The organism is Ilumatobacter fluminis, from assembly GCF_004364865.1.
Taxonomy (GTDB): domain Bacteria; phylum Actinomycetota; class Acidimicrobiia; order Acidimicrobiales; family Ilumatobacteraceae; genus Ilumatobacter; species Ilumatobacter fluminis.
The window spans coordinates 1976419-1987342 of record NZ_SOAU01000001.1; the positions used below are offsets into that span (position 1 = coordinate 1976419).

A 10924-nucleotide genomic window follows, 5' to 3' on the forward strand; every position below is an offset into this window, starting at 1 on the left:
CGTCAACGGCAACGACGAGGCCATCACCTCCGAGCCTCCGGAAGAACGGCGTCGCACCCCACCGGTGCGTCGCTCACTAGAACCGGACGGGACCAGCCCGTCAACGCTGGCGCAGCCGAGTGGCCGCCCTCTGCGGAGAGCGGCAAGCAGGGTGGTACCGCGGGCACGTCCCGTCCCTGGTGATACGACGACACACGTCCGCCAGGAGCCCCCGTGAACACCACCCGCCGATACCCGACCGTTCCGTCGCAGCCGAAGCTGCCGGCGATCGAGCGCGACGTCCTCGACCGTTGGGAGCGTGACCAGACGTTCCAGGCGTCGATCGACGCCCGCGACGCCGGCACCGACGGCGACAACGAGTACGTGTTCTACGACGGCCCGCCGTTCGCGAACGGTTTACCGCACTACGGCCACCTGCTGACCGGTTACGTCAAAGACGCCGTTCCGCGCTACCAGACGATGCGCGGCCGCAAGGTCGAGCGTCGCTTCGGCTGGGACTGCCACGGCCTGCCGGCCGAGGTCCAGGTCGAGAAGGAACTCGGCATCTCCGGCCACCCGGAGATCCTGCAGTACGGCGTGGGTGCCTTCAACGACGCCTGTCGTACCTCGGTGCTCCAGTTCACCGACGAGTGGCGCGATTACGTGACCCGTCAGGCTCGCTGGGTCGACTTCGACAACGACTATAAGACCCTCGACACCGACTACATGGAGTCGGTCATGTGGGCCCTCAAGACGCTGTGGGACAAGGGCCTGATGTACGAGGGCTTCCGTGTGCTCTGGTACTGCTGGCACTGCGAGACGCCGCTGTCGAACACCGAGACCAAGATGGACGACACGTACCGTCCCCGCCAGGATCCGGCCGTCACCGTGTCGTTGAAGCTCGACGCGTCCGGCACCGACCTCGACGGCGTGAACATGCTGGTGTGGACGACGACGCCCTGGACGCTGCCGTCGAACCTGGCCGCTGCCGTGCACTCCGACGTCGAGTACGTCGTCGTCGAGTCGGACGAGCACCCGGGCGAACGCTTCCTGCTCGCGGAGGCACGCGTCGCCGCCTACGCACGCGAGCTGGGGGAGGAGCCGACGGTCGTGTCGCGCCACAGCGGCGCCGACCTCGTCGGCGTTCGGTATCACCCGCCGTTCGACTTTTTCGTCGGGCGCGACAACGCCCACCAGGTGCTGACGGCCGACTACGTCACGACCGACGACGGCACCGGTGTCGTGCACATCGCTCCCGCCTTCGGTGAGGACGACAAGCTCGTCACCGACGCGGCCGGCATCGAGGTCGTCAATCCCGTCGACCAGGGCGGCAAATTCACCGCCGACGTCCCGACCTACGAGGGCGTGCACGTCTTCGAGGCGAACAAGACGATCATCGCCGACCTCAAGGCCGCCGATCTGCTGCTGCGTCACGAGACGTACGACCACCCCTACCCGCATTGTTGGCGCTGCGACAGCCCGCTGATCCAGCGCGCCGTGTCGTCGTGGTTCATCGAGGTGACCAAGTTCAAGGACCGGATGGTCGAGCTGAACCAGCAGATCACCTGGGTGCCCGAGCACATCAAGGACGGCCAGTTCGGCAAGTGGCTCGAGAACGCCCGCGACTGGAACATCTCCCGCAACCGGTTCTGGGGCTCGCCGATCCCGGTCTGGAAGAGCGACGATCCCGAGTACCCGCGCATCGATGTCTACGGCTCGATCGCCGAACTCGAGGCCGACTTCGGCGTCGAGGTCACCGATCTGCACCGCCCGACGATCGACGACCTCGTGCGCCCGAACCCCGACGACCCCAGCGGTCGGTCGATGATGCGTCGCGTCCCGGAGGTGCTCGACTGCTGGTTCGAGTCGGGCTCGATGCCGTTCGCGCAGGTGCACTACCCGTTCGAGAACGCCGACTGGTTCGAGCATCACTATCCCGGCGACTTCATCGTCGAGTACATCGGCCAGACCCGCGGCTGGTTCTACACCCTGCACGTCCTGGCGACTGCGTTGTTCGACCGGCCTGCGTTCAGCACGTGCGTCAGCCACGGCATCGTGCTCGGCGACGACGGCCGCAAGATGTCGAAGTCGCTCAAGAACTATCCCGACCCGAACGAGATGTTCGACGTCTACGGCGCCGACGCGATGCGCTGGTACCTGCTGTCGTCGCCGATCCTGCGCGGCGCCGACTTCTCGGTGACCGAGGAGGGCATGCGCGACACGGTGCGCCACGTCGTGCTGCCGTTCTGGAACGCCTACTACTTCCTCACCCTCTACGCGAATGCCGGGGGCGTGGTCGGCTCGTTCCGAACCGACCAGACCGACGTGCTCGACCGTTACCTGCTCGGGGAGCTGCGCGAGCTCGTCGACGGTTCGACCGAGCGGATGGAGCGCTACGACCTGTTCGGCGCCTGCGAGCAGGTGCTGACGTTCCTCGACACCCTCACGAACTGGTACATCCGCCGCAGCCGCGACCGGTTCTGGGCCGGTGACCAGGACGCCGTCGACACCTTGCACACGGCGCTCGTGACGCTGTGCCAGGTCGCTGCGCCACTGCTCCCGATGGTGACCGAGCACGTGTACGAGGGCCTCACCGGCGGTGAGCAGAGCGTGCACCTGACCGACTGGCCGTCGGCCGACGTGTTCCCGCACGATGCTGACCTGCACGCCGGCATGGCCCAGGTGCGCGACGCCTGCTCGACGCTGCTCTCGCTCCGCAAGGCCGAAGGGTTGCGCGTCCGTCTTCCGCTCGCGAAGGCCGTGGTGGCCACGCCCGACGCGGCGCTGGTGCAGCCGCACCTCGCGATCTTGCGCGACGAGCTGAACGTGAAGGACGTCGAGTTGACGACCGACGTCGACGCCTATGGCTCGAAGGAACTCGTGCTCAACCCGAAGGCGCTCGGCCCCCGGTTGGGCGGCCAGACCCAGCAGGTGATCAAGGCGCACAAGGCCGGCGACTGGTCGATCGACGGTGACGTCGCAATCGTCGGCGGGATCGAGCTGCAGCCGGGCGAGTTCGACTTCCGTCTGGTCTCGTCCGGCGACGGCGCCGTCACGACGCTGAAGTCGACCGACGGACTCGTCGTTCTCGACACCGAGGTCACCCCTGAACTCGAACGCGAGGGCGTCGCTCGCGACCTGGTGCGCAAGATCCAGCAGGCCCGCCGCGACGCCGACCTCGACGTCAGCGACCGCATCGTGCTGACCCTCGTCGGCCCGGCCGACGAGATCGAGGCGTTCGAGACCCACCGCGACCTCGTGACCAAGGAGACGCTCACGGTCGACGCGACCGCGTCGGTCGGTGAACCGTCGATCACGGTGGTCCGTTCGGAGGGCTGATGGCCCGCCTCGTCGTCCGTGTCCGGCCCGGAGCCCGCCGCAGCGGGTTCACGGGCTGGTACGGCGACCACCCGAAGCTCGCCGTGGCCGCACCGCCGGTCGACGGTGCCGCCAACGACGAGTGCGTCCGGGTGATCGCGACGACGTTCGGGGTACGCCCGCGCGACGTCCGCCTCGTGATCGGTGCGGCGTCGCGGACGAAGCACTTCGAGATCGACGGTGTGGACGACGCCGAGGTGGCGGACGCGCTCGACCGTCTGATCGGCGCAGGATGAACGATTTCGGGCTCCGGAGACGGTAGAGTCCGGCGTCCAGAATCCCCGGAGGTGAGCCGGATGGCTGCGAAGAAGAAGCCCGCCACGAAGGCGGCGGCGAAGAAGAAGGCTCCGGCCAAGAAGGCCGCCGCCACGAAGGCAGCAGCGAAGAAGGCCGCCGCCAAGAAGGCCGCCGCCAAGAAGGCTCCGGCCAAGAAGGCAGCCGCCAAGAAGCAAGCAGCCTCGAAGAAGGCTCCGGCCAAGAAAGCCGCTCCGGCCAAGAAGAACGCAGCCGCGAAGAAAGCCGCTCCGGCCAAGAAGAACGCAGCCGCGAAGAAAGCCGCTCCGGCCAAGAAGGCTCGCGCCACGAAGGCGACGTCCACGTCCACGAAGGCGTCGGCTCCGAAGAAATCTCCGGCCACGAAGACCACGGCCGCGACCAAGAAACCGTCGACCTCGAAGAAGTCGACGACGACCACATCCACCCCCAAGACCGACGGCGCCAAGAAGGCAGCCGAGGAGGCCTCAGCAGTGCAGGATTTGCCGAAGCCCCGCTTCAACAAAGACGGATTCGGATACACGAAGGACTTCGACCTGTCGTTCGTGAAGGAAATGTACGACTTGCTCCAAGAAGAGCGGGTCTCGCTCACCGGCCAGGTGAAGCGACTCGAAGACGAAGCCCATCAGCTCGTCGAAGAAGCCGAGATGGGCGATGTCCAGTTCGACGACGAGGGAGGCGAAGGCGACACCATGGTCGTCGAGCGTGAGCGTGATCTCGCCCTCAGCGCCCAGGCTCGCGAGGCGGTCGAGGAGATCGACGCCGCCATCGAGCGCATCATGCAGGGAACGTACGGCTACTCGACGGTGTCGGGGAAGCCGATCCCACGTGAGCGCCTCGAGGCGATCCCGTGGTCGAGCGTGCTCGTCGAGGAGAAGGTCGGCGGGATCGGCCGCCGATGAGCCTCCTGCCCAGCTCCGCGCGGCGCTGGGCTCCGATCGCCCTGGCGGTCGTCGTCCTCGATCAGCTCACCAAGTGGTGGGCGCTCAACACCCTCGACGACCGCGACATCGATCTGTTCTGGACCCTGCGGTTCAACCTGTCGTTCAACAACGGCATGGCGTTCAGCCAGGGCGAAGGGCTCGGTCCCGTGATCGGGGTGCTCGCGCTCGTCGTCATCGTGGCGCTGGTGCTCAGCGTTCGACGTGAGGACAATGCGCTCGCCGACGTCGCCGTCGGCCTGATCGTCGGCGGCGCGATCGGCAACGTGATCGATCGGCTGTTCCGCGATCCGGCCTGGATGCGCGGCGCCGTGGTCGACTTCATCGACTTCCAGTGGTTTCCGATCTTCAACGTCGCCGACATGGGCATCACGATCGGCGGCATCTTGCTGATCGCCGTGTCGTGGTGGTCGGCCCGACAGGCCGAACAGGCCGAACAGGCCGAACAGGCCGACGGCGTCGCTGGTGACGGTGCCGGTGAGACGAACGACTCGCCGGAGTCGAAGGACGCATGATCACCGAGACCGTCCCGTCGGCGCTCGCCGGTGAGCGGGTCGACCGCATCGTCGCATTCGTGCTCGACGTGAGTCGATCGGTCGCCACGTCGGTGATCGAGGCCGGTGGCGTGCTCGTCGACGGTGCGCCGGCGACGAGCGGCAAGGTCCGCCTCGAGGAGGGGCAGGTGGTGTCGGTCGATCCGGACGCCGTCGAGGACGAACAACCGCCGGGTCCCGACCCGACGGTGACGTTCGGGGTGATCCACGTCGACGACGACGTGATCGTGGTCGACAAGCCGGCCGGACTCGTCGTGCATCCCGGTGCCGGCAACACCGACGGCACCCTCGTCAACGGGTTGCTCGCCCGCTTCCCCGAACTGGCCGGCGTCGGCGGCGACCCGATCCGACCCGGCATCGTCCACCGGCTCGACGCCGGGAGCTCCGGCCTGCTGGTCGTCGCTCGCACCGACGCCGCGGCCGAGGGCCTGATCGAACAGTTCGCCGATCACTCGGCGACGCGCGTCTACCGGGCGCTCGTCTGGGGGCATCCTGACGCGCCGCACGGCATCATCGATGCGCCGATCGGCCGCTCGAAGCGAGATCCGCTCAAGATGGCAGTCGTCGCCGACGGGCGCTGGGCCCGCACCGAGTACCGAGTGTTGGAGCGATTCGACGGGCCGGCCGAACTGGCACTGCTCGAGTGCGAACTCGAGACGGGGCGCACCCATCAGATCCGCGTCCACCTGAGCTCGATCAACCACCCGCTGGTCGGCGATCCGGTCTACGGCCAGCGCCGACCGAAGCTGGGGGTGGAACGACCCTTCCTCCACGCTGCACAGCTGGCGTTCGAACACCCCGGCACGGGTGAGTCGGTGCGGTTCGAGAGTCCGCTGGCCGCCGACCTCCAGCAGCGGCTCGACAGCTTGCGTCCCGTCGTCGACGACGACTGACCCGTCCGGTCGGGCGTGCGACGTCAGGCGGGGGCTTGCGGCCAGGGTGCCTCGCCGCGGCTCACCGCGGCGATCGAGGCGAGCGTGTAGCCCTCGAGGTGGCGACGCATGACGTCGCCGGCGACGTTCCAGATCGCGAGCAGCACGCACTGCCCCTCGTGATCGCAGGCGCCGTCCTGGTGTGGTTGGCCGAAGTCGCCGAGGGTGATCGGCCCGTCGACCGCGGACACGATCTCCGACAGCAGGATCTCGTCGGCGTCGCGGGCCAACACGTAGCCGCCGCCCACGCCGCGCTTCGAGCGAACGAGGCCGGCGCCCTTCAGCGCCAGCAGGATCTGCTCGAGGTACGGCTGGGGGAGGCCGGTGCGCTCGGCGATGTCGCGCACCGAGGTCGGGCCGGACTCGTCGTGCAGCGCCAAGGACAGCAAGGCACGACAGGCATAGTCCCCTCGGGTCGACACACGCACGGCGCACAGGGTAGCGCTCGACCGATCGGCCGACGCGGAGCGGACGATCTCGCGGGGTCCGGTTGGCGAACGAGGGTGCGAGGTGGTGGACTGGTCGGTGCGTGACCACCGAGACCCCCACTCCGATCATCCCCGACTACGGCGGTGCCAACGTTCGCGGCATCGTTCCGGCGTTGCTCGGCCCGGGTTCGTGGGCCGATTCGCTGCCGTCGTGGTTCCCCGAGCCCGTCCGCCACGCCGACCAGGTCGTCCTGCTGGTCCTCGACGGCCTGGGCTGGGACCAGCTCCAGGAGCGTCCCGACATCGCACCGACGATCGCGGGCCTCACCGGCGGACGGATCTCGACCGTCGCCCCGACCACGACCGCAACGGCGCTGTCGTCGATCGCCACCGGTCTCACGCCTGGCGAGCACGGTCTGATCGGCTACCGCATGGTGCTCGGCGGCGAGGTCATGAACGTGTTGCAGTGGGCGGTCGACGGCGAGCAGCGTCGTCGTTCGCAACCGCCCGAGCGTGTGCAGTCGTATCCGGCGTTCCTCGGCGATCCGGTTCCGGTCGTGACCCCGATGGAACTCGTCGGTTCGGCGTTCTCGGCGGCGCACCTGCGCGGGAGTCGCCCGGTCGGCTGGCGGGCGCTGTCGTCGATGCCGATCGAGATCCGTCACCAACTCGACGACGGTGAGCGCCTCGTCTACGCCTACTACGGCGGCGTCGACAAGATCGCCCACGAGCGAGGGTTCGGCGACTTCTACGACGCCGAGCTCCGCGCCGCCGACCGGCTGGTCGGCGACATCCTGGCGGTGCTGCCGGCGGGCGCCGCACTGATGATCACGGCCGACCACGGCCAGGTCGAGATCGGCCCCAACATCGTCTATCCCTCGAACGGTCTCCTCGACCATGTCGCCTTGCAGTCCGGCGAAGGCCGCTTCCGGTGGCTCCACGCCCACAAGGGCGGCCTCGACGACCTCCTCCAGGCGGCGACCGACGAGTTCTCCGACACCGGCTGGGTCCTGAGCCGGGAGCAGATGATCGACGAGCGGTGGTTCGGCCCGAACCTGCCGACCCCGGTCGCATCGCGGCTCGGCGACGTCGCCGTCGTCGCCCGCGAACTCGTCAGCTACTACGACCCGCTCGACTCCGGGCCCTTCGAGCTGATGTGCCGTCACGGATCGATGACCTCCGCCGAGGTGTACGTCCCGCTCCTGGCGGGAATGGCCGAGTAGGCCGATCCGTTACACAGCCCAGGAGCTGATTCGATGACCGACACCAACACCACCCCCGACACGCCGACCACCGAGCCCGCCGACGAGACGTCAGATGCCGCCGGCACCAACGGTGCTGACGGTGTGGAGCGTGGCGAGCTGGTCGGAGTCCGGGACGGTGAGGGCGGCGACGACGGTGACGAGAGTGGTGACGTCGAGCCGTCCGGTGCGATCACCGAGCCGGCCAAGGTCATGCGGATCGGTTCGATGGTCAAGCAACTCCTCGACGAGGTGCGCGACATGGAACTCGACGAGCCGAGCCGCGAGCGGCTGGCCGAGATCTACGAGCGTTCCGTCGTCGAGTTGAGCGAGGCGCTCTCGCCCGACCTGCAAGAGGAGCTCCGCATGCTCGCCCTGCCGTTCGACGAGGACACCGTGCCGACCGAGCCGGAACTGCGCATCGCCAAGGCCCAGCTGGTCGGCTGGCTCGAGGGGCTGTTCCACGGCATCCAGGCGTCGCTCGTCGCGCAACAGATGGCGGCCCGCCAGCAGCTCGAACAGATGCGCCAGATCGGCCCCGGCGGCCAACCGCAGCCGGGTCAGCCGATGCCCGGCCAGCCGGGCCAGCCCGGGCAGGGCCTGCCGCCGCAGAGCGACCGCCCCGGCACGTACATCTAGAACAAGCTCGACTGCCCGGTCGTCTCGCCACGAGGCGCGACCGGGAGCGGGTCGGGGAGCGGTTCGAGTCCGGGAACGAGTTCGCGCACCGCGGCATGGAGTCGGCGGGCGAGGTCGGGCGAGTCGAGGTTCTCGGGCTGGTGCACGAACACGTACGGTCGGCGCCCCTCGGCGAGCCAGTCGACGAGCTGCGGTACCCACGCGGTCAGACCGGCCAGCGAACGGTCGGACGGGTCGGCGCCGATCACCCGCACCACCGGCTCGTCGCCCATCAGGTCGGTGACGACCGGCAGCTTCGGCTTCGTGCGCCGCTCGTCGACCGACGCCTCCGACCTGGGTGATTCGGCGTACAGCGGACGGGTGTCGAGCACGACCCGTCCGATCGGTCCGGTCGGAGCGTCGCTCAGGATCGAATCGACCGCCCGGTGTGCGGCGCCGCCGTCGAAGAACGCCGGGTGCCGCAGCTCGACGACCCATCGGTGCGTCGCCGGGAGGCGCCCGACGAACTCGGCGAGCGCCCGCAGGTCGTTCGGTCCGAACGAGGGCGGCATCTGCAACTGCACCGGGCCGATCCGCTCACCCAGCGGCGAGATCCGGTCGAGGAACTCGGCGAGCGCTGCGTCGGCCCCGGCGCGGAGCCGGAGGTCGTGGGTGACGGTGCGCGGCACCTTGAACGCGAACCGGAACTCGTCCGGCGCCTGTGCCGCCCACTTCTCGATCGTCGACGCGGCCGGCACGGCGTAGAACGTCGTGTTGCCCTCGACGGCGTTACACCAGCGTGCGTACTCGGACAGTTCGTTGCCCTTGTTGCCGGGGGAGAGGAACCGGCCGACCCACGGCCCGTGAGCCCACATCGGACAACCGACGCGCAGGACGGGTCGGGAGGACGGTGCAGTCACGGGGTGCCGTACGCCTCGACGATCGGTTCGAGCTCGGCCGGGCTCGCCCCGTGCATGATCACCGCGTCGGCGCCCAGGTCGAGCTGACCTCGCACCGACGCAGCGCACTGCTCGGCGGTGCCGGTGGCAGCCGGGGCCAACCACTCGTCGGGGAGCAGCCCGGCGATGTGCTCGAGCTGCTCGGTCGAGGCCACGACGTCGATCGCGCCGCCGACGCCCTGTACGACCTCGTCGGCGCGGAACGCGCTGAGGACGGCCGGGTCCCACCGATTCGTCTCGACCATCAGGTCGCCGTACGCCTGCAGGTACGTGGCGAGTCGTCCGACGGTCTTCTTCAACCGGGTGGGTTGGTCGAGGTGGTCGCCGACGGTCGCGTAGCACGACCAGACCGTGACGGTGTCGGGGTCGCGGCCGGCCCGCTCGGCCGCCTGCTTCACCGTGGCGACGCACCGCTGGAGCGTCTCGTCGGTGAAGAAGGTGTGGAGGACGACGTGGTCGTAGGCGCGCCCGCCGAGTGCGAGCGAGTTCGGGCCGAACGCGACGAGGCCGAGCGGGATGTCCTCGTCGAAGGTCGGGTCGAGCCGCAGGAACGGGTAGCTGCCGATCGCTCCGTCGTGGCCGAGGATCGTCTCGCCGTGCCAGAGACGCCGCATGACGTCGGCGAACTCCTCCATCTGGGCGGTGGTGATGCGGGGCAGCCCGTAGGCGTCGAACAGGGGAGCGATGCCTCGGCCGAGGCCGAGCACGAATCGGCCGCGGGTGAGGCGGTGCATCGTGGTGGCGTACGACGCGGTGACGATCGGGTGTCGGGTGTTGTGGTTCGTCGCCGCCGTCATGATCTGCAGGCTCGACGTGGCGGCTGCTGCGGCGCCCGAGAGGGTGACGGCTTCTTTCACGTTGAAGCGTTCGCTGATGAACACGGTGCCGAGCCCGAGCCGTTCGGCGTCGTGGCACTCGTCGATCAGTGCCCGAGGGTCCTGCGCCCCGCCGGCCAGCGTGTAGAACCCCAACTCCGGAAACCGCACCGTCGCCGCATCGACCATGCTGCCGAGTCTGCCCCATCCCCGGTCCACCCCTCGCACGCTGCTCGACGAGGCGGACAGCGTGCCCGCGAATGCACCCATCGCCGTGGGATGATGCGGCGGTGGGAGCGCCGTTCGATCCTCGACAGCAGTGGCTCGACGCCGTCGAACGGGCAGGGTTCCCGGTCTACGCGGCCGTTGCCGACGGCGGTGTCGCGATCACCGGCGGCATGGGTAGCGACCCCGACGCGACCCGACACCTCGGCGTCGACACGATCGTCGGCGACACGACGATCTCGGTCGACACGAGCCGGCGCCCGGCCGACGGCGACCCCGCCCTCCGCCGCCAGCTGATGGCGATAGGCATCGTCGACCAGGCCCTCCTGCGACCCGGACCGCTCCCGCTCCCGTTCACGATCGCGGTCGTGGGCGACGATCGCACGATCCCGGTCGACGGGGTCGATCGCGTCTTCGCCGGGATGCGCGTCGAGGGCGAGCCGGCCTGGGCGGGGGAGTGCGAACTCGACGTCGTCGTCATCCGTGTCGAGACGACCTTCGACGGCCCGTTCGTGCTCGACACCGTCGCCGACGCAACCCTGCTCCCCGAGACCCCACCGGCGTGACGCCAGGGCACCGTC

At 69.0% G+C, this 10924-nt stretch carries 11 protein-coding genes; 8 read left to right on the forward strand and 3 right to left on the reverse strand.

The genetic code is table 11. From position 1 onward, the window contains the following. Positions 1–213: 213 nt before the first annotated feature. The 5 genes from ileS to BDK89_RS08945 are packed head-to-tail and all read left to right on the forward strand — an operon-like array spanning position 214 to position 6018. A complete protein-coding gene (gene ileS / locus BDK89_RS08925) occupies positions 214–3318 on the forward strand; it encodes an isoleucine--tRNA ligase (protein WP_133868619.1) in 3105 nt (1034 codons plus the stop codon). Further along, positions 3318–3593 carry a DUF167 domain-containing protein gene (locus tag BDK89_RS08930; RefSeq protein ID WP_133868620.1) on the forward strand — a complete coding sequence of 92 codons (276 nt, stop codon included), beginning with the start codon at positions 3318–3320 and terminating at the stop codon, positions 3591–3593. The genes ileS and BDK89_RS08930 overlap by 1 nt, the downstream gene beginning before the upstream one ends. A 60-nt stretch (positions 3594–3653) precedes the next feature. Further along, positions 3654–4532, forward strand: a complete 879-nt coding sequence (locus tag BDK89_RS08935; RefSeq protein WP_133868621.1) for a TraR/DksA family transcriptional regulator — start codon at positions 3654–3656, stop codon at positions 4530–4532. Continuing rightward, entirely contained in the window at positions 4529–5086 is a 558-nt protein-coding gene (gene lspA, locus BDK89_RS08940; protein ID WP_133868622.1) for a signal peptidase II, read from the forward strand. The genes BDK89_RS08935 and lspA overlap by 4 nt, the downstream gene beginning before the upstream one ends. Next, entirely contained in the window at positions 5083–6018 is a 936-nt protein-coding gene (locus BDK89_RS08945; protein ID WP_133868623.1) for an RluA family pseudouridine synthase, read from the forward strand. The genes lspA and BDK89_RS08945 overlap by 4 nt, the downstream gene beginning before the upstream one ends. Before the next feature lie 23 nt (positions 6019–6041). Here BDK89_RS08945 and BDK89_RS08950 read toward each other — a convergent pair whose 3' ends face one another. Continuing rightward, positions 6042–6485 (reverse strand): RrF2 family transcriptional regulator, encoded by a 444-nt coding sequence (locus tag BDK89_RS08950; RefSeq protein WP_133868624.1) that lies wholly within the window; start codon positions 6483–6485, stop codon positions 6042–6044. Between the two features lie 101 nt (positions 6486–6586). On the opposite strand from BDK89_RS08950, the gene BDK89_RS08955 reads away from it, so the two are divergent. Both BDK89_RS08955 and BDK89_RS08960 read left to right on the forward strand, forming a co-directional pair. Further along, positions 6587–7708, forward strand: a complete 1122-nt coding sequence (locus BDK89_RS08955; RefSeq protein WP_133868625.1) for an alkaline phosphatase family protein — start codon at positions 6587–6589, stop codon at positions 7706–7708. 33 nt (positions 7709–7741) lie between these two features. Beyond that, on the forward strand, positions 7742–8365 hold the full coding sequence (locus tag BDK89_RS08960) for a proteasome activator (RefSeq protein ID WP_133868626.1): 624 nt from the start codon (positions 7742–7744) through the stop codon (positions 8363–8365). Here BDK89_RS08960 and BDK89_RS08965 read toward each other — a convergent pair. Continuing rightward, a complete protein-coding gene (locus tag BDK89_RS08965) occupies positions 8362–9219 on the reverse strand; it encodes a DUF72 domain-containing protein (RefSeq protein WP_133868627.1) in 858 nt (285 codons plus the stop codon). The genes BDK89_RS08960 and BDK89_RS08965 overlap by 4 nt on opposite strands. A gap of 41 nt (positions 9220–9260) precedes the next feature. After that, the gene (locus tag BDK89_RS08970; protein ID WP_133868628.1) at positions 9261–10307 is read right to left on the reverse strand and encodes a TIGR03857 family LLM class F420-dependent oxidoreductase; all 1047 of its coding nucleotides are present in this window, start codon (positions 10305–10307) and stop codon (positions 9261–9263) included. Between the two features lie 101 nt (positions 10308–10408). Between BDK89_RS08970 and BDK89_RS08975 the strand changes: the two genes are divergently transcribed. Next, positions 10409–10909 (forward strand): hypothetical protein, encoded by a 501-nt coding sequence (locus BDK89_RS08975; protein WP_133868629.1) that lies wholly within the window; start codon positions 10409–10411, stop codon positions 10907–10909. Positions 10910–10924 lie beyond the last annotated feature (15 nt).

Bases quoted from the DNA above. Each gene is read 5' to 3' on its own strand.
- BDK89_RS08930 (WP_133868620.1), top strand. From the start codon at position 3,318: ATGGCCCGCCTCGTCGTCCGTGTCCGGCCCGGAGCCCGCCGCAGCGGG.
- BDK89_RS08935 (WP_133868621.1), top strand. From the start codon at position 3,654: ATGGCTGCGAAGAAGAAGCCCGCCACGAAGGCGGCGGCGAAGAAGAAG.
- lspA (WP_133868622.1), top strand. From the start codon at position 4,529: ATGAGCCTCCTGCCCAGCTCCGCGCGGCGCTGGGCTCCGATCGCCCTG.
- BDK89_RS08945 (WP_133868623.1), top strand. From the start codon at position 5,083: ATGATCACCGAGACCGTCCCGTCGGCGCTCGCCGGTGAGCGGGTCGAC.
- BDK89_RS08960 (WP_133868626.1), top strand. From the start codon at position 7,742: ATGACCGACACCAACACCACCCCCGACACGCCGACCACCGAGCCCGCC.
- BDK89_RS08965 (WP_133868627.1), bottom strand. From the start codon at position 9,219: ATGTGGGCTCACGGGCCGTGGGTCGGCCGGTTCCTCTCCCCCGGCAAC.
- BDK89_RS08970 (WP_133868628.1), bottom strand. From the start codon at position 10,307: ATGGTCGATGCGGCGACGGTGCGGTTTCCGGAGTTGGGGTTCTACACG.